This window comes from Pantoea sp. BS_8, from assembly GCF_041954965.1.
GTDB classification, from domain to species: domain Bacteria; phylum Pseudomonadota; class Gammaproteobacteria; order Enterobacterales; family Enterobacteriaceae; genus Pantoea; species Pantoea stewartii.
The window spans coordinates 579,181-595,692 of record NZ_JAVAXU010000001.1 but is presented as its reverse complement, the minus strand read 5'-3'; the positions used below and the strand labels follow the sequence as shown (position 1 = coordinate 595,692).

18 protein-coding genes, 1 pseudogene and 1 other annotated feature are annotated in these 16,512 nt (G+C 53.2%); of the genes and pseudogenes, 6 read left to right on the top strand and 13 right to left on the bottom strand.

The genetic code is table 11. The annotated features are described in order from the left end of the window. Window positions 1-103: 103 nt before the first annotated feature. Entirely contained in the window at window positions 104-277 is a 174-nt protein-coding gene (locus tag RAC65_RS02745) for a YciY family protein (RefSeq protein WP_006119368.1), read from the top strand. 29 nt (window positions 278-306) lie between these two features. On the opposite strand, the gene RAC65_RS02740 is transcribed toward RAC65_RS02745, so the two are convergent. Together RAC65_RS02740 and RAC65_RS02735 are read right to left on the bottom strand one after the other, a co-directional pair. After that, on the bottom strand, window positions 307-480 hold the full coding sequence (locus RAC65_RS02740) for a hypothetical protein (RefSeq protein ID WP_006119367.1): 174 nt from the start codon (window positions 478-480) through the stop codon (window positions 307-309). A 40-nt stretch (window positions 481-520) separates the two neighbouring features. Continuing rightward, window positions 521-817: a YciI family protein gene (locus tag RAC65_RS02735; protein WP_006119366.1), complete on the bottom strand. Its 297-nt coding sequence runs from the start codon at window positions 815-817 to the stop codon at window positions 521-523. Between the two features lie 198 nt (window positions 818-1,015). Here RAC65_RS02735 and tonB point away from each other — a divergent pair, with 198 nt between their 5' ends. After that, window positions 1,016-1,774 carry a TonB system transport protein TonB gene (gene tonB / locus RAC65_RS02730; protein WP_054633691.1) on the top strand — a complete coding sequence of 253 codons (759 nt, stop codon included), beginning with the start codon at window positions 1,016-1,018 and terminating at the stop codon, window positions 1,772-1,774. Window positions 1,775-1,877: 103 nt separating this feature from the next. Here the strand turns inward: tonB and yciA are convergent, their stop codons facing one another. From yciA to RAC65_RS02710, 4 genes are read right to left on the bottom strand one after another with little or no spacing between them, the layout of a single operon-like run. Beyond that, window positions 1,878-2,300, bottom strand: a complete 423-nt coding sequence (yciA, locus tag RAC65_RS02725) for an acyl-CoA thioester hydrolase YciA (RefSeq protein ID WP_033741850.1) — start codon at window positions 2,298-2,300, stop codon at window positions 1,878-1,880. A gap of 60 nt (window positions 2,301-2,360) precedes the next feature. Next, window positions 2,361-2,900, bottom strand: coding sequence for a septation protein A (locus RAC65_RS02720; protein ID WP_006119363.1), 540 nt, complete (start codon window positions 2,898-2,900; stop codon window positions 2,361-2,363). A gap of 56 nt (window positions 2,901-2,956) precedes the next feature. Continuing rightward, window positions 2,957-3,691: a YciC family protein gene (locus RAC65_RS02715; protein WP_058708082.1), complete on the bottom strand. Its 735-nt coding sequence runs from the start codon at window positions 3,689-3,691 to the stop codon at window positions 2,957-2,959. Between the two features lie 27 nt (window positions 3,692-3,718). Continuing rightward, a complete protein-coding gene (locus tag RAC65_RS02710; protein ID WP_033741845.1) occupies window positions 3,719-4,135 on the bottom strand; it encodes a YkgJ family cysteine cluster protein in 417 nt (138 codons plus the stop codon). Between the two features lie 252 nt (window positions 4,136-4,387). Here RAC65_RS02710 and ompW point away from each other — a divergent pair, with 252 nt between their 5' ends. Continuing rightward, window positions 4,388-5,020, top strand: a complete 633-nt coding sequence (gene ompW / locus RAC65_RS02705; RefSeq protein WP_205953220.1) for an outer membrane protein OmpW — start codon at window positions 4,388-4,390, stop codon at window positions 5,018-5,020. 48 nt (window positions 5,021-5,068) lie between these two features. Here the strand turns inward: ompW and RAC65_RS02700 are convergent, their stop codons facing one another. The 6 genes and pseudogenes from RAC65_RS02700 to RAC65_RS02675 all read right to left on the bottom strand — a co-directional run bounded on the left by RAC65_RS02700 (window position 5,069) and on the right by RAC65_RS02675 (window position 12,090). Further along, on the bottom strand, window positions 5,069-5,383 hold the full coding sequence (locus RAC65_RS02700; protein ID WP_006119359.1) for a BON domain-containing protein: 315 nt from the start codon (window positions 5,381-5,383) through the stop codon (window positions 5,069-5,071). 149 nt (window positions 5,384-5,532) lie between these two features. Then, window positions 5,533-6,336 (bottom strand): tryptophan synthase subunit alpha, encoded by an 804-nt coding sequence (gene trpA / locus RAC65_RS02695; protein ID WP_375092450.1) that lies wholly within the window; start codon window positions 6,334-6,336, stop codon window positions 5,533-5,535. After that, window positions 6,336-7,526, bottom strand: a complete 1,191-nt coding sequence (gene trpB, locus RAC65_RS02690; protein WP_033741842.1) for a tryptophan synthase subunit beta — start codon at window positions 7,524-7,526, stop codon at window positions 6,336-6,338. Before trpB ends, trpA begins: the two co-directional genes overlap by 1 nt. Window positions 7,527-7,570: 44 nt before the next feature. Next, window positions 7,571-8,932 (bottom strand): bifunctional indole-3-glycerol-phosphate synthase TrpC/phosphoribosylanthranilate isomerase TrpF, encoded by a 1,362-nt coding sequence (trpCF, locus tag RAC65_RS02685; protein ID WP_039342988.1) that lies wholly within the window; start codon window positions 8,930-8,932, stop codon window positions 7,571-7,573. A 2-nt stretch (window positions 8,933-8,934) separates the two neighbouring features. After that, window positions 8,935-10,528 (bottom strand): annotated as a pseudogene (trpD, locus tag RAC65_RS02680) (bifunctional anthranilate synthase glutamate amidotransferase component TrpG/anthranilate phosphoribosyltransferase TrpD). Beyond that, a complete protein-coding gene (locus RAC65_RS02675) occupies window positions 10,528-12,090 on the bottom strand; it encodes an anthranilate synthase component 1 (protein WP_054633693.1) in 1,563 nt (520 codons plus the stop codon). The pseudogene trpD and the gene RAC65_RS02675 overlap by 1 nt, the downstream one beginning before the upstream one ends. Before the next feature lie 23 nt (window positions 12,091-12,113). Then, window positions 12,114-12,216 (bottom strand) — a sequence feature (Trp leader region). 154 nt (window positions 12,217-12,370) lie between these two features. Here RAC65_RS02675 and RAC65_RS02670 point away from each other — a divergent pair. Together RAC65_RS02670 and RAC65_RS02665 are read left to right on the top strand one after the other, a co-directional pair. Then, complete coding sequence (locus tag RAC65_RS02670; protein WP_006119350.1) at window positions 12,371-13,255, top strand: PHP domain-containing protein; 885 nt, start codon at window positions 12,371-12,373, stop codon at window positions 13,253-13,255. Between the two features lie 12 nt (window positions 13,256-13,267). Further along, on the top strand, window positions 13,268-13,888 hold the full coding sequence (locus tag RAC65_RS02665; protein WP_039340183.1) for an L-threonylcarbamoyladenylate synthase: 621 nt from the start codon (window positions 13,268-13,270) through the stop codon (window positions 13,886-13,888). Between the two features lie 5 nt (window positions 13,889-13,893). On the opposite strand, the gene RAC65_RS02660 is transcribed toward RAC65_RS02665, so the two are convergent. Next, window positions 13,894-14,535, bottom strand: coding sequence for a hypothetical protein (locus RAC65_RS02660; RefSeq protein WP_006119348.1), 642 nt, complete (start codon window positions 14,533-14,535; stop codon window positions 13,894-13,896). 1,079 nt (window positions 14,536-15,614) lie between these two features. On the opposite strand from RAC65_RS02660, the gene rluB reads away from it, so the two are divergent. Further along, entirely contained in the window at window positions 15,615-16,499 is an 885-nt protein-coding gene (rluB, locus tag RAC65_RS02655; protein ID WP_006119347.1) for a 23S rRNA pseudouridine(2605) synthase RluB, read from the top strand. Window positions 16,500-16,512 lie beyond the last annotated feature (13 nt).

Here is a 16,512-nt window from a genome sequence, read left to right as displayed (position 1 = left end):
GAAACCCTTAATCATCGTGGTATGTCAATGCGAGATCCGATTTGGCATTAGCGCAGAGATCTCTATAATGCGTGCGCGTGAGTCAGATGTCAGAGAGGAAGTTATGAGACGAAGCAGAAACGAAGTGGCCCGCTGGAGAATGTTGCGTCAGGTGCAGCGTCGACGTTCGCGCTGGCTGGAAGGGCAGTCACGCCGCTATAAACGCATCCACGGGATTCGCCATCAACTGGCGCAACAGCAACGTCGTTCCATTCTGTTTATCACACAAAATCTCTGATGACGCAGCCGCGCGAAGCGGCTGTTAAATTACTGTCCGGTCATCAATAAGTTGACGTTAACCAACTGGACGGCTGCCGCCAGTACAATCAGCATGACGATCAGGTGCTTTTTGTTTCGCCAGCCGTGCTTTCGCCACAGATACAACGCGCCACCCACAAGCAGGGTGATGACCAGCAGCAGGGCCATGATAATGGCATGCATTCAGACTATCTCTGTAGAAGCGTCAGTGTTGTCGGCGGGCTCAGAAAACCCGCTTAAACGGCTTGACGCTGACGTGTTTGTAAACACCCGCCGCAATATAGGGATCGTCCGCTGCCCAGGCCTGGGCCGTTTCCAGTGACGGGAACTCTGCAATCACCGTGGAGCCGGTGAAACCGGCTACGCCAGGATCGTTACTGTCAACCGCAGGCATGGGGCCTGCAACGATCAAACGGCCTTCTTCATGCAGCAGCTTCAGACGCGCAAGGTGAGCGGGGCGCACCGCGTTGCGTTTTTCCAGAGAATCGGCGTTATCTTCAGCATAAATGACGTAAAGCACTAGGGCGCTCCCATTGACTCTATAAATTTTGCAACACGGTAAGGGATAGTTAAGTAGAGTGCAAACGAAACCTTGCGTCAATAACGTGCTGAGCATAATGGGCTAAAGGGGCTTTTTTCTCCCGGCACTAAGGTGATTATTGAAACTGATTGCTATTTGCATTTAAAATCTGGGCTTCATTTGATAACTGCGATTGTTATGACCACGCTGACTATGCCTTTACCGAAACGCACGCCTGTCGCCATGATGTTGTCCGTTGTGCTCCATGGTGCAGTCATTGCCGGTATTCTCTATGCGTCTTTTCATCAAACCCGAGAACTGCCCAAAGCATCCCAGCCAATCAGTGTGACAATGGTCGCGCCCGAGGTTCAGCCTGAACCCGCAATCACACAACCGACACCGCAACCGGACCCCCAGCCAGCCCCTGAGCCTGTGGCCGAGCCGAAACCCGCTCCGGAACCGCCTAAAGCTGAGCCAGTGCCGATTCCCAAACCGGAACCCAAACCTGAGCCAAAACCCAGACCGCGGCACCAGCCCAAACATACACAGCCAAAACGCGAAGTAAAACCGCGTGAGGAAGCGAAGCCCCAGGCCAACCCCTTTAAGCAGGATGCGCCTGCAACACAGACTAAGCCTGCGACAGCGCCGAAAGCCACACCGTCAGCGACACCTGCGCAGACGGCCTCAACCGGCCCAAAAGCGCTGAATATCAGCAAGCCAGCCTATCCGCCACGCGCGGCGGCCCTGCGAGTAGAAGGCCGTGTCAGAGTGAAATTTGATGTGGACAGTGACGGACGGGTCGACAACATCGATATTCTGTCTGCGGAACCGCGCAACATGTTTGAGCGCAGCGTCAAACAGGCCATGCGTTCGTGGCGCTATCAGAGCGGTAAGCCCGGTACCGGTCTGACGATGAATATTGTGTTTAAAATTAACGGCGGGGCCAGCCTTGAATAAGGCTTGTGAGGCGTTTCAGCAACGTGAAGTCGGCTAAGCGGGCCCGGACCCGCCCGGGTCCGGTTCAGATTCAGCCTGTCTGCGATGTCAGGCTGAACCGCACTCAGGCAGGGGCTGACTGATTATCCCGTCCCGCAGGCAACTGACGGGGATGGCCTTCATTGTCCACCGCAACATAAATAAAGACCGCTTCGGTTGCGCAATAGGTCTGACCAATAGGCTCAGACGACACTTTCTTAATCCATACCTGCACATTGATCGTCATTGAGCTGTTGCCTGTGCGAATGCACTGTGCGTAGCAACTGACAACATCGCCGACCGCGACGGGTTTTAAAAAGGTCATGCCATCCACTCTGACGGTGACGACACGGCCCTCGGCGATTTCTTTTGCCAGAATGGCACCGCCCATATCCATTTGCGACATTAACCAGCCACCGAAGATGTCGCCGTTTGCGTTAGTATCCGCAGGCATCGCGAGCGTCCGCATGACCATTTCGCCCTGGGGCAATTTATGTTTTTCGTCCATTGTGTTGTTTTCTTATGTAATGAATGAAAGAAAGTCTGCCCGCACAGACGGGCAGCAGGTTTATTTTTGCTGTTGTTGCGGCATTTTACGCCAGATATAGAGCCCACTCAGTAAGGTAAAGAGTAGCGTCAGGCCGGTCAGCCCAAACACTTTAAAGTTAACCCAGACTGACTGAGGTAACCAAAATGCCACATAGATATTCGCCAGACCACACAATAAAAAGAAGAGGGCCCAGGCAATATTCAGATTGCGCCATACGGTGTTGGGTAACTCCAGCTCTTTTCCCAACATGGTCTGAATTAACGGCTGTTTCATAAACCACTGGCTGAACAGTAACGCCAGCGCAAACAGGCTGTAGATCACCGTGACTTTCCATTTAATAAATTCATCATTATGGAAAACCAGGGTGAGCGTGCCAAACACCGCCACCAGCACAAACGTAAAAATGGTCATTTTTTCAAGCTTGCGATAGAGCACCCAGCTTGCCACCAGCGCCAGGCCGGTCGCGACAACCAGGGCTCCTGAGGCGACGAAGATGTCGTACAACTTATAAAAAATAAAGAAAACCACAAGGGGAAGAAAGTCGAGTAACTGCTTCATAGTCATTCCAGTTAAGGCGGTATTCCCGGCCAGTGCGCCCGAAGGCGCACGGACAATCAACGTAACAGCATATAAAGCCGGTACAGGTAAATTACTAACAGGGTTGAAATCAGATTCCCGATAGCGGTGAAAATCACCGTCGACACGTTCATCGGCAGCACCACTAACGAGGTAAAGAAAAACATCACTGCCAGTTTTGCCAGCAGCCACAGAATAATGGCTGGCGCAATCAGTCTGACGTTTTTCCAGGCCATGCGCATGCTGGCGCGCATGGCGGCGATAACGCCCAGTTTTTCATTTGCCAGAATGATTGGCGACAACGAGAGCACGATGGTAAGCAGCACGCCAGGCACCACCAGAACCATAAAACCCAGTTGGGCGACCAGGGTGATCAAAAAGGTCAGCAGCAGCAGTTTCGGTAATAAAGGCGCGGCTGTACCAATGGCACGCAGCGCGCTCACGCGCTGGCCAGACGATACCAGCGGAATCAGGCACAGCATACCGCCCAACAGCAGCGTATTGCCGACAAGGCCTGCAAAAGTACCCGCAGCAGACGCACGCAGCAGAACCTGCTGCTGTTCGGGCGACATGCTCTGCACCATTTCAAACAGCGAGGCACTGCTGATATCGCCTTGCTGCAGGATCGCCATTTGATCGTCACCCGGTGTGAACGCATGTAAAAGCATCACTGTGACAAACGCGGTCAACAGTGACATCAGCACCAGGGTAATCAGTTGATGACGAAAAAAATTTCCTGTGTCACGGTATAACGAGCTTGCCGTGATAGACATGTACACTCCTTGAAAGAACCGGGTTAATTAACCCGTCGATTGTACATGTTCTGGCGGCTCGCTGGCACCCGCAACCGGATAACTTTCTGTCATAACAGGTAAAGATGGGTGAAACAGTGCGGGAAGGCCATAGCGTGCCCGGGCCCGATCGCAGCCTTCATTCCCGATCCCGTTTTCGCCGGACATAGCAAACTCCCGGCAAGGCGAGGGGCGGTTCTCATAAATACTGCACGACACGCAGTGGCCGATTTCCCCTTCAAGCGCAATACAGCGCGGCGAACGATCGTTCGTCCCACGCATATTTCGCATCATCAGACTTAAAGGTTCCGTTAATTCTGTGGGAACGGGGCCGCCCGCATCGTCGGCTTCAGCCCAGTAAAACGAGACGCGGAAGTGGGCACAGCAGGCACCACAGCTAATACAGGGGTTTGTAGTTTCACTCATTTGATCGCCCGCCACCTCTAAGGCATCGAACCAAAATCACAGGGGGAGATGAGCAAAGTAATGCCGCTCCATTTTTTCGGCAAGCACTATTTGTGTCCGGGATACGGGCATAAAATTGATCTGAGTCAATCCATTGTTTTTTAAATCATTTTTCCGTCTTGATTTAGATGCATTTATAAAAAAATCGCGCTAAACCTGTGCGCACAAAAAAATGATTCAGTGCAGGCACCTTACTTTCTCACAGGAGTGACTATGAAACTGGCTAAATGCGCCATGCTGCTGGCGCTTGCGTTACCTCAACTGGCACTGGCCCACCAGGCAGGTGATTTTTTTATTCGCGCAGGTAGCGCCACCGTTCGACCTAACGAAGGCTCGGATAACGTACTGGGTATGGGCGGATTCAGTGCCAGTAATGATACCCAACTGGGTTTAACGTTCACCTATATGGCGACAGACAATATTGGCGTCGAGCTACTGGCCGCCACACCGTTCCGCCATAAAGTTGGCCTTGGCCCAACGGGCACGCTGGCGACGGTCCGGCAATTGCCGCCCACGCTGATGGCACAGTACTACTTCTTTGACAGCCAAAGCAAAGCGCGACCCTATGTCGGCGTCGGCATTAACTACACGACGTTTTACGATGCAAAGTTTAATCAGACCGGTCGTGATGCGGGATTAAGTGATCTCAGTGTGAAAGACTCGTGGGGCATTGCCGGTCAGGTAGGGCTGGATTATCAGATTAACCGTGACTGGCTGCTGAATGCATCATTGTGGTACATGGATATTGATACGAACGTGAAATTTAAAGCGGGCGATCAGCAGCAAAATATTCATATGCGTGTTGACCCCTGGGTATTCTTCTTTGGCGCAGGTTATCGCTTCTGAAGAAAAAAGGGCCACGCAATGCGTGGCCCTTTTGGGTTTAAAACGGCGTTATTTAATTTGCATGTTATTTACGACGGATCTTACCCCAGCAACGCTTCGGGTCACCTGAACGGCACGGTTAGCCATTTGTGGTGAGCTGACAAAGCCGCTGAGCTGCACTTTACCTTTAAAGGTTTCAACGTTGATTTCGGTTGATTTCAGCGACTCATCTTTTAACAATTCGGCTTTCACTTTGGTGGTAATCACGGTGTCATCAATGTAACCGCCGGTGCCTTCTTTCGTTGGCGTTGGCGCACAGGCGCTGAGTGTTAATGCAACAACAGCCGCGACCATGGCACTTGCCAGCACTTTAAACCATTTCATTGCTTCTCTCCCTGTCACAAATAGGATACGTCGTTACCATAACGGCGCCTGTTAATTGTGGTGCAGAAAATCCGAAATGGGCAAACGGACAGCGAAAAAAAACAGCGAAATCATGCCTTACCGGGCGGTAAGGCATAAGGTGAAGGCTGTTAGCGGGTGGCGGCTTTGAGATCGTGGATAAATGTTCTCAATGCGTCCAGCATGACCTCTGGCTCGGCGTGATGCTTTTCAATAATTTTCACAACAGCGGAACCTGAAATTGCACCGGCTGTGCCTGCCACGAGAGAGTCTTTTACCTGGGAAGGTTCGGAAATGCCAAAGCCCTGTAGCGGCGGGGCTGCATGGTATTCCTTCAGGCGGGTTATCAGATGATCAAGTGGCAGGCTGGCCCGCTTTTCAGTACCCGTGACGCCCGCTCGTGATAACAGATAGGTGTAACCGCGACCGTGAGAAGCGATTTCGCGCAGAAGTTCATCGCTGGCGTTAGGTGGGCAGATGAAAATGGGCGCAATACCGTGACGCATAGCCGCCTGACGGAACGGTGCCGATTCCTCTACGGGCACATCAGCCACGAGGACAGAGTCGACCCCCGCTTTGGCACAACGCGCATAAAAGTCATCAATACCATTGCTGAACACCAGATTGGCATACATCAGTAAACCTATCGGGAGTTCGGGATATTTTTGACGAATCGCCGCGAGCATTTCAAAACACTGTGCCGTCGTCGTTCCGCCAGCGAAGGCACGCAGTGTTGCACTTTGAATAGTAGGACCATCTGCTAAAGGATCAGAAAAGGGAATTCCCAGTTCAAGTGCGTCAGCTCCGCCTTCTACCAGCGCATCGATAATGCGTAATGACAGGGCAGGTGACGGGTCACCCAGAGTTACGAAGGGAACCAGCGCACCTTCTTTCTTCGCCGCCAGACGCGTAAACAGTCGATCATAACGTTCCATCAAATTTCTCCCTGCGCAGTCAGAATATCGTGAACGGTGAAGATATCTTTATCACCCCGACCAGAAAGGTTCACCACAATCAGCTGCTCTTTCTCCGGCTCCGCCTTCGCCATTTTTAACGCATGGGCCAGCGCATGGGCGGATTCAAGCGCAGGGATAATGCCTTCCGCACGACACAGCGTTTTAAAGGCTGCCAGCGCTTCATTGTCGGTGACGGAAACATAGTCCGCGCGGCCGATGCTGTTCAGATGGGCGTGCTGAGGGCCGACTGACGGGAAATCGAGGCCGGCAGAAATCGAGTAGGACTCTTCGATTTGCCCTTCGCTGGTCTGCATCATCGGGGCTTTCATCCCAAAGTAGATGCCGACCCGGCCGTGTTTCAGCGGTGCGCCGTGCTCACCGGTTTCGATACCGTGGCCCGCTGGCTCAACGCCAATCAGTTTGACGCTCTCTTCCTCGATGAAATCGGCAAACATGCCAATCGCATTGGAGCCGCCGCCGACGCAGGCGATGACGGCGTCGGGCAGACGTCCTTCTTTTTCCAGAATCTGTTTTTTCGTCTCTTCACCGATCATGCGCTGGAACTCACGCACGATGGTCGGGAAGGGGTGCGGGCCGGCCGCGGTGCCCAGCATATAGTGGGCGGTTTCATAGCTGCCCGACCAGTCACGCAGCGCCTCGTTACAGGCATCTTTCAGGGTGGCGGAACCGCTGTGAACCGGAATCACTTCGGCACCCATCAGGCGCATACGAAAGACGTTAGGTGACTGACGCTCAACATCCTTGGCGCCCATGTAGATGCGGCATTTCATGCCCAGCAGCGCACAGGCCAGGGCTGAAGCCACACCATGCTGACCGGCTCCGGTTTCCGCTATAATCTCGTTTTTGCCCATCCGTTTAGCCAGCAACGCTTGTCCCAGTACCTGGTTCGTTTTGTGCGCGCCGCCGTGCAGCAGATCTTCACGTTTCAGGTAAAGGCGGGTTTGAGTGCCTTTGGTCAGGTTACCGCACAGGGTTAAGGCTGTCGGGCGGCCGGCATAGTTTTTCAACAGGTCGGTAAATTCAGCCTGAAACTCAGGGTCTTTTTGGGCGCTGACAAAGGCTTCTTCAAGCTGCTTCAGCGCAGGCATCAGAATTTGTGGCACGTACATGCCGCCAAACTCGCCGAAATAGGGATTAAGTAAAGTCATGGATCTATCCTTTTGTGTGCCCGCCTTCAGGCGGGCCAGTCCAGTCAGTAGGCGCGAAGCGTTCGGAACACCGCCGCAATTTTGCTGGCATCTTTGATGCCTGGCGCGCTTTCTACACCGGAATTAAAATCGAGTCCTGCACAACCCAACTGTGCGGCTTCCACACAGTTATCCGCGCTCAGCCCACCGGCCAGCAGAACATTCTTCAGGTCCTGCCCGTGTAGCAGCGACCAGTCAAAGGTCTGGCCCGAACCGCCCTGACCATTATCGAAAACGTAACGGTCAATATGCGGCCAGTTACGTTCTGGCAACGCGTCGCTGATGCTGAGCGCTTTCCAGATTTGTACCTGTTCAGGCAGTGCCTGATAAAGCGCAGCCACATAAGCGTGGTCTTCATCGCCATGCAACTGCACAGCAGCCAGCTGCAATGATTCCACTTTAGTGACAATGTCACTTATTGCCGCATTGCGGAACACACCCACATAGTTAAGCGGGGCACCGGCTATCACGGCACGTGCTTTCTCGGTATCCACCTGACGCGGCGAGCCCTCGGCAAAAATAATTCCGCCGTAAATAGCGCCGGCATCACAGGCCGCGCAGGCATCTTCAGGGCGCGTCAGTCCGCATACCTTGTTGCTGCCCAGGGTGACACGTCGCACCGCAGCATGAAGATCCTCTTCTTCCATCAATGCCGAACCAATCAGGAAGCCATTTGCAAAATGACTCAGTTCACGCACATCGCGGTAATTGTTGATGCCCGATTCGCTGATAACGGTCACACCTTGCCCCAGGCGCGGCGCAAGCTGACGCGTCCGGTTGAGATCAATCGACAGATCGCGCAGGTCGCGGTTATTAATGCCGACCACTTTGGCTTCCAGCGCAATCGCGCGTTCCAGCTCCTGCTCATTGCTGACTTCAGTCAAAACGCCCATCTGCAGGCTGTGTGCGATGGCGGAAAGCTGACGATACTGCTCATCATCCACGACCGACAGCATCAGCAGGATGGCGTCAGCCTGATAAAAACGCGCCAGATAAATTTGATAAGGGTCGATGATAAAGTCTTTACACAGCACCGGCTGCGTAATCGCAGCACTGACGACGGGCAAAAAGGCAAAGTCGCCCTGGAAATATTTTTCGTCGGTTAATACCGAAACGGCAGAAGCATAATGGCGATACACCCCGGCGATCATTTCGGGATCGAAATCATCGCGGATCAGCCCTTTTGAAGGCGAAGCCTTTTTGCATTCCAGAATAAAGGCAGTGCGGGTGCCCTGCAGTGCGTCATAAAAGCTACGGCTGGAAGGAACAATGCGCGGCTGGAAGCTTTCCAGCGGTTGCTGCTGCTTACGCGCTTCAACCCAGACGGCTTTGTCTTTCACGATTTTATCTAACACTGTACCCTGCATGATTATCCTCTTGATGCCAGAGCCACCACGCGCTCATAAGCCTGACCGCTACGGATGGCGTTAAGTGCACGCTGTGCATTTTCACGGAGATCTTCATTACCAAACACTTTCAGGAGCATGGCCACATTCACGGCAACCGCCTCCTCATGGGCCTGCTCGCCATTACCCTGGAGTAAACGTGTCAGAATGTCACGGTTTTCTTCGGGCGTGCCGCCTGCCAGCGCGTCTTTAGGATGGAATCCGAAACCAAAATCCTCCGGACTTAACTGATAGCGGGTGATTTCCCCTTCGCGCAGCTCGGCCACCTGTGTCACATCGTGCAGGGCAACCTCATCCATGCCGCCGCCATGTACCACGGCTGCACGCTGGTAGCCTAATACTTTCAGCGTCTGAGCAATCGGCAAGACCAGCTCAGGACTGTACACGCCAATAACGGCTAACGGTGGGCGCGCAGGGTTGATCAGTGGCCCCAGAACGTTAAACAACGTGCGGGTCTTCAACTGCTGACGCACCGGCATAGCATGGCGAAAGCCCGTGTGGTACTGCGGTGCGAACAGGAAGCAGACATTCAGATCGTCCAGTGCGCGCCGCGCCAGCTCAGCGGGCATATCCAGGTTAATCCCGAAAGCGGCCAGCAGGTCGGATGACCCCGATTTGCTGGATACGCTGCGATTGCCATGTTTTGCCACCTTCAGACCACAGGTAGCGGCGACAAAGGCGCTGGCGGTTGAAATATTAATGCTGTTACTGCCATCCCCGCCGGTGCCCACAATATCGGCGAACGCATAATCCGGACGCGGAAACGGTTTGGCATCTTCAAGTAAGGCACAGGCTGCCCCGGCGATTTCCTCCGGGTTCTCGCCCCGGACTTTCATCGCAACCAACGCCGCCGCCAGTTGGGTAGGTTCAAGCTGGCCGGTAATAATGGCGCTGAACAGCTGGTGGCTTTCTGCCTGCGTCAGACTATGCGACTGGTAAAGTTTTTCCAGAATCGGTTGCATTGCGTTCTCCCTGTTACTTCGCCAGCGCCCAGGCAAGTGTCTGTTCAAGCAGACGTGCGCCCTGAGTGGTTAAAATGGATTCAGGATGGAACTGGAATCCGCAAACCCGATCGTGTTCATGACGGACGGCCATCACCATGCCGTTGTAGCTGGCATTGACCGTTAATTCGTCTGGTGTATTGCTGCCCACCAGTGAGTGGTAACGGGCAACGGGAAGAGGATTACTCAGTCCGGCAAACATCGCCTCGCCGTCATGGATAATGGATGACGCTTTGCCATGCAAAATTTCACCGGCCTGACCGACATGGCCGCCATACGCTTCCACAATCGCCTGATGGCCCAGGCAGATCCCGATAATCGGTAACTTTCCGCGTAGCGCACGCAGCAGTTCGGGCATACAGCCCGCGTCTTTCGGCGCGCCAGGGCCGGGTGACAGCATCAGGACAGGATTGTCCATGCTCTGCAAACGTTCAGTCAGCAAAGCGGCCGGTACGTTGTTGCGGTAAATCACCACGTTGTGCCCAAAGGTGCGCAGTTGATCGACAAGGTTGTAGGTAAATGAGTCGATGTTATCCAGCAGCAGGATGTCAGCCATCAGAAGATCTCCTTGCAGTGATGAGCAGTGGCGATAGCGCGCAGCACCGCGCGGGCTTTATTGCGGCTTTCATCGGCCTCGGCCTGTGGGTTAGAGTCGAGCACCACGCCCGCGCCGGCCTGTACAGTGGCCACGCCGTCTTCCACGTAGGCTGAGCGGATGACAATACAGGTATCCAAATCACCGTTGGCGGTGAAATAGCCGACAGCGCCGCCGTAAATACCGCGTCGGGTGCCTTCGGCTTCAGCGATCAGTTGCATGGCGCGAACTTTAGGCGCGCCGCTCAGCGTGCCCATATTCATGCAGGCGCGGTAGGCATGTAGCACATCCAGATCTTCACGCAATGTCCCCACCACGCGGGAGACCAGGTGCATAACAAAGGAATAACGATCAACCTTGGTCAGATCCGCAACGTAGCGGCTTCCGGGACGACAAATGCGCGCCAGGTCATTGCGTGCGAGATCGACCAGCATCAGGTGCTCGGCCAGCTCTTTATGATCGGTGCGCATTTCAAGTTCGATACGGCTGTCCAGATCGCGGTCCAGCGAGCCATCCGCATGTCGACCGCGTGGACGCGTTCCGGCAATCGGGTAAATTTCGATCTGTCGTGAGGCGGCGTCGTACTTGAGCGAGCTTTCCGGCGAGGCGCCAAAGAGCGAAAAATCCTGATCCTGCATAAAGAACATATACGGGCTGGGATTACTGCGTTTTAACGTATCGTAAGCGGCCAGCGGCGACGGGCAGGGCAGTGAGAAGCGACGTGATGGCACGACCTGGAAGATCTCACCAATACGAATAGCATCCTGCATCTTCCTCACCACATTACAGTATTCCTCATCGCTCTGGCTGGTGGTCAGCGTCATCGTTTCGACCGGCTTGACGGGCAACGCAGGTGCAGGTTGCAGCATTTGTCCGTGTAACTGCTCAATACGGCTTTGCAGACGCTGGAATTCGTGGGTGGACGGACAAAACAGGCTGGCCTGCAGGCGGGCACTGTGTGCCTGGTGATCGAGCACCAGCAGGGTTTCCGCCAGATAGAAACAGTAGTCAGGGCAGCGCTGCTCACTGCTGAGCGTCGGCAGGTCCTCAAAACCCGCGACCAGATCATAGGCAAACAGGCCGCCAACGAACACGGCTTCGCGCTCATCGGCGGGCGAGTTCACTAACTGCGGAATCACACGCAGGGCATCAAACACCGACAGGGCGCGTAAGCGAGAGTCTTCATCTTGCTGATCGTGGGTCGTCGTAAATGTTAACACCCGGCCATCAGGGCGCGATTCATTTTTGATTTCGGCGGGAAGCGCCTCGTCCAGCAGCGGCAGCAGCGCCCGACCATTATCAGACAGGGCCTGCACAGTGACGCAGTTACCCAGCGCGCTGATACGCAGGGCACTGTCGATGATCATCAGACTTTTTAAATTTTCCTTGCTGTCGATATCCGCAGATTCAAGCAGCAGCGTTGACGGGCGTGCGCCGCATAACTGATGAAAAACCGCGGCGGGATCTTCCCGATAAGGGGCGTTACCGGTAATTAACTTCACTGTAGGTTTTGCATTGAGCATGATGATTTCTCTGAATGTCGTCCAAAAAAAAGCCCGCTTGTTGGCGGGCTCAGGTATCTGCACAGGTTTACGCTAAGTGTGCACGACAACGCCGCCCGACCGGGAAACATTGCGCCACCAACCAGTGAAAAGCGTAATAACCATTTTCATAAACACATACCCGTCTGCGGTGAACTTGTGTACTAGTTAACTGGTTCGTGACAAAAATGTCAATACACTTTTTCAGTGACCCATAAAATCGTTATCATGCTGACCTGTTCCATCGCCAGCAGGAGTTGTTTTGAGCGATATCGCCCGTTTTCCGCTTTACGATCTACATAGTCATACACGGGCTTCCGATGGATTGCTATCCCCGCAGGCGCTGGTCGAGCGTGCGGTTGAAATGCGCGTAGGTGTGCTGGCCATTACCGATCACGATACCGTGGCGGGCGTCGCCGAGGCACAGCAGGCCGCATTACGTGCTTCGTTGCCAGTCAATGTCATAGCCGGCGTCGAGATTTCCACGCTGTGGGAAAATCATGAGATCCATATTGTTGGATTAAATATCGATATTCATCATCCCGTCATGACGCAGTTCCTTGCTGGTCAGTATACGACCCGACTGGAACGCGCCCAACGCATTGCTGAGCGACTTGAAAAAGCCCAGATTCCCGATGCACTGGCGGGCGCCCTGCGTTTAGCCGAAGGGGGGATGATCACGCGGGGACATTTTGCCCGCTATCTGGTTGAGGTTGGCAAAGCGAGCACTATGGCGCAGGTATTCAAAAATTATCTGGCCCGAGGCAAAACCGGCTACGTGCCGCCGCAATGGTGTACAATTAATCAAGCCATTGATGCCATTCACCATTCTGGTGGCTGTGCGGTGCTGGCTCATCCGGGACGCTACGGATTGTCGGCAAAATGGCTGAAACGCCTGATCGCGTATTTTCGCGCTGCGGGGGGTGATGCTATCGAGGTGGCACAATGTCAGCAGGCACCCGATGAGCGTACCACGTTAGCCGGGTACGCCCGGGATAACGATCTGGCCGCATCGCAAGGTTCTGATTTTCATCAACCCTGCCCGTGGATTGAGTTAGGCCGCAAACTGTGGTTACCCGCAGCCGTAGAACCCGTCTGGGAACGCTTTCCCGCACTGGCTCCGGCTGCTGAATGCACGGAAAGGTGACAAGAGGTTTTTATGAGTCAACTGTTTCATATTCATCCGGATAATCCGCAACCGCGTCTGATTAACCAGGCTGTGGAGTACCTGAACAAAGGTGGCGTGATTGTTTATCCGACCGATTCAGGCTATGCCCTGGGATGTCGTCTGGAAGAAAAAGGGGCGATGGAGCGCATTTGCCGTATACGACAACTCGATGGCCATCATAATTTCACACTGATGTGCCGCGATTTGTCTGAGTTGTCGGTGTATTCACAGGTGGGCAACAGCGCGTTCCGCCTGATTAAAAATAACACGCCGGGCAATTACACGTTTATTCTGAAGGCGACGAAAGAAGTCCCGCGCCGTCTGATGAACGAGAAACGTAAAACTATTGGTTTACGTGTCCCGTCGAATCCAGTGGCCCTGGCGTTACTGGAAGCGCTTAATGAACCGATGATGTCGACATCATTGATTCTGCCAGGCAATGATTTCACTGAATCTGATCCGGAAGACATTCAGCACAGTATTGGTAAGCTGGTGGACTTAATCATTGACGGCGGCACGCTGGGACAGCAGCCTACCACCGTGATTGATTTGACCAGTGATGCCCCTGAAATTGTCCGTGAAGGCGCTGGCGACACAACGCCTTTTATGTAAGCCAGTCAGGTTTTACGGGTGTCAGGAATCGTCGCCTGTAACCAGTTTTTAAACTGGCCGTAAGGGATATAGAGTGACACATCTTTCAGTATCACTTTCCCGCTACGGCCATTTTTAATTGAATCGGAATACCCGACGATCACGCCGCCGATGGTATCGTCACTATTGAAGACCCCACCGCCAGACATCCCCTGAACCACGCCAGCATTGGAAGCCATCGCGATGCACGGACTTTTATTCCAGAGGTTACGAATGGCGGTGCGTGCGAGATTCACACCTTTTGATTCAACAGGTAGCGCCGAAATATAGCTGTAACCGTACATCTTTACGTGATCGCCAATATCGGTGCTGCGGAAGTGAGCCAGCGTATCAGGCGGATTCTTGTGATAAATAATCGCAAGGTCGCAGTAAGGGTGATAAGACTTCACGCGCTGCACGGCAAATTTTGCCACATGCGCGGCAGTCAGGCTGTATTCAGGCGTCAACGGAATAGTGGTGCCCAGCGTGCCTAAACCCAGAATCGTCGGAATGCCTGTCACGCTCATATCCACGTGCTGCATTGCCGTTCGGCTGTACTCGGTATGGCCCACGGAACAACCGCTCAGCGCCAACGCAATCAACGCTGAACTTACAAAACGTTTTTTCATGGTAGTGTCTTCGCTTAAGCATGCCAGTAAAATCCCTGGTGAAGATTAAGGACATGCAAATTAAAGCTCATCGTGAGCCGTATTAACGCAGCGTTTCCCGATGCGCCAGTATTAAGATTAATAACAACCCTTTAGCGTGCTGCAATTTAATGCCCGGGTCAGAAATAACTGACACCGTACGGATTAAAATCTGCTCACTGTCCGGTCGCATAATGTGTTATCGGCAATAGATTGCAATAGTCCAATTTTTTTTAACTTTACGAGGGTAGAAAAAAAAGCCATTGCGGACTTAATGATAAAAAACAGGGTGATGACCACCTTCTTATTCTTTCATTATCGGCTGATGAATAAAATTGTACAGTGATTTTTATGTTGTATAGCTTTTCCCGACGCAACCTGTTGATAATAGAGTAAACAGGATGCATTGGAGATGCGAGGCGGGCTAACAGAGGGCTGCCGGGGCCCACAATGATTTTATTTGACTTAAGTAGCGGTATTTTGTTTTTATTTTTTTGTAAACAGCCACAAAAATAAAACTGTTTAGCGCGCCGACTGAGTGTGAGCCGTTAATGAAAAGTGTCAGGCCAGATACCTGGAGACTTAATCATTAATGCACTACCGGTTTTGGCAGGAAATGATTTATAAGAGCGAGTAAAGACGGAAATAAAGCCAATAGCTGCGATAAGTAACATTAATTAAAATGAAGTAACCAAGTGTGACATTCAGATAATATCCTCCCCGGCTACGGTTGTGTCATTTGACTTAATTACCCTAAATAAACGTGTGTGCTTATAATGATCTTCTCGCGCGATCACCAGGACGCAACGCAGCCATCTAATTCGACCAGATCTTAACCGGACCTGGCGTGAGCGCGTAGGGATCGTCACGCCCGGGACAGGTGTCGTAAGGCTCGGGTCAGCAGCCAGGCCCCGTACGCCGCTTCCGGGCGGCACATTACGGGTTACAATGCCTCAGACATGCTGTATAATGGGGCCAACAGGAAAATATAAGCTATTGATTTTAAAGGTTTAATTACCTAATCCATCCGACGCCTGGGAAGGCGACAATGAGGTAGCTCCATGAGCGAGAAGTTACAAAAAGTCTTAGCGCGTGCCGGTCACGGTTCGCGTCGTGAAATTGAAGCGATGATTGCGGCCGGACGCGTGAGCGTTGACGGTAAGCTTGCCACACTCGGCGATCGCATCGAAAATAATAAAGCCCTGAAAATCCGTATTGATGGCCATCTGGTATCGATTGCTGAATCTGCAACAGAAGTGTGCCGTGTGCTGGCGTATTATAAACCTGAAGGTGAACTCTGCACACGCAGCGATCCTGAAGGGCGGCCTACGGTCTTCGATCGTCTGCCGCGCCTGCGCGGTTCACGCTGGATTGCCGTTGGCCGCCTTGACGTGAATACCTGTGGACTCATGCTTTTTACAACGGATGGTGAACTGGCTAACCGCCTGATGCATCCCAGCCGGGAAGTGGAACGTGAATACGCGGTGCGCGTGTTTGGCCAGGTTGACGATGACAAAATTCGTCAGCTCAGTAAAGGTGTGCAACTGGAAGATGGTCCGGCAGCGTTCAAAACATTGCGTTTTGCGGGTGGAGAAGGCATCAACCAGTGGTACAACGTCACCCTGACTGAAGGACGCAACCGTGAAGTTCGCCGTTTATGGGAAGCCGTGGGTGTACAGGTCAGCCGCCTGATGCGTGTCCGCTATGGCGACATCACCTTGCCAAAAGGTGTACCACGCGGTGGCTGGATGGAACTGGATCTGCCAGCGGTCAATTATCTGCGCAATCTCGTAGGAATGGATGACGAAACCGTCACCAAACTGGCGGTTGAGAAAGATCGCCGTCGTACAAAAGCCAATCAGATTCGTCGGGCCGTGAAACGTCACAGCCAGGCCAGTGGCAGACCCGCTCGTCGTAATGCCAGTAGCAAACGCAACGCAACCTGAGTGTCTGCCGGGT

Coding starts and splice junctions, on each gene's coding strand:
- RAC65_RS02675 (WP_054633693.1), bottom strand. CDS start 12,090: ATGCTCAATGCAAAACCTACAGTGAAGTTAATTACCGGTAACGCCCCT.
- yciA (WP_033741850.1), bottom strand. CDS start 2,300: ATGGACGAAAAACATAAATTGCCCCAGGGCGAAATGGTCATGCGGACG.
- RAC65_RS02665 (WP_039340183.1), top strand. CDS start 13,268: ATGAGTCAACTGTTTCATATTCATCCGGATAATCCGCAACCGCGTCTG.
- trpA (WP_375092450.1), bottom strand. CDS start 6,336: ATGGAACGTTATGATCGACTGTTTACGCGTCTGGCGGCGAAGAAAGAA.
- rluB (WP_006119347.1), top strand. CDS start 15,615: ATGAGCGAGAAGTTACAAAAAGTCTTAGCGCGTGCCGGTCACGGTTCG.
- tonB (WP_054633691.1), top strand. CDS start 1,016: ATGACCACGCTGACTATGCCTTTACCGAAACGCACGCCTGTCGCCATG.
- RAC65_RS02700 (WP_006119359.1), bottom strand. CDS start 5,383: ATGAAATGGTTTAAAGTGCTGGCAAGTGCCATGGTCGCGGCTGTTGTT.
- RAC65_RS02660 (WP_006119348.1), bottom strand. CDS start 14,535: ATGAAAAAACGTTTTGTAAGTTCAGCGTTGATTGCGTTGGCGCTGAGC.
- RAC65_RS02710 (WP_033741845.1), bottom strand. CDS start 4,135: ATGAGTGAAACTACAAACCCCTGTATTAGCTGTGGTGCCTGCTGTGCC.
- RAC65_RS02715 (WP_058708082.1), bottom strand. CDS start 3,691: ATGTCTATCACGGCAAGCTCGTTATACCGTGACACAGGAAATTTTTTT.
- RAC65_RS02740 (WP_006119367.1), bottom strand. CDS start 480: ATGCATGCCATTATCATGGCCCTGCTGCTGGTCATCACCCTGCTTGTG.
- trpCF (WP_039342988.1), bottom strand. CDS start 8,932: ATGCAGGGTACAGTGTTAGATAAAATCGTGAAAGACAAAGCCGTCTGG.
- trpB (WP_033741842.1), bottom strand. CDS start 7,526: ATGACTTTACTTAATCCCTATTTCGGCGAGTTTGGCGGCATGTACGTG.
- ompW (WP_205953220.1), top strand. CDS start 4,388: ATGAAACTGGCTAAATGCGCCATGCTGCTGGCGCTTGCGTTACCTCAA.
- RAC65_RS02720 (WP_006119363.1), bottom strand. CDS start 2,900: ATGAAGCAGTTACTCGACTTTCTTCCCCTTGTGGTTTTCTTTATTTTT.
- RAC65_RS02745 (WP_006119368.1), top strand. CDS start 104: ATGAGACGAAGCAGAAACGAAGTGGCCCGCTGGAGAATGTTGCGTCAG.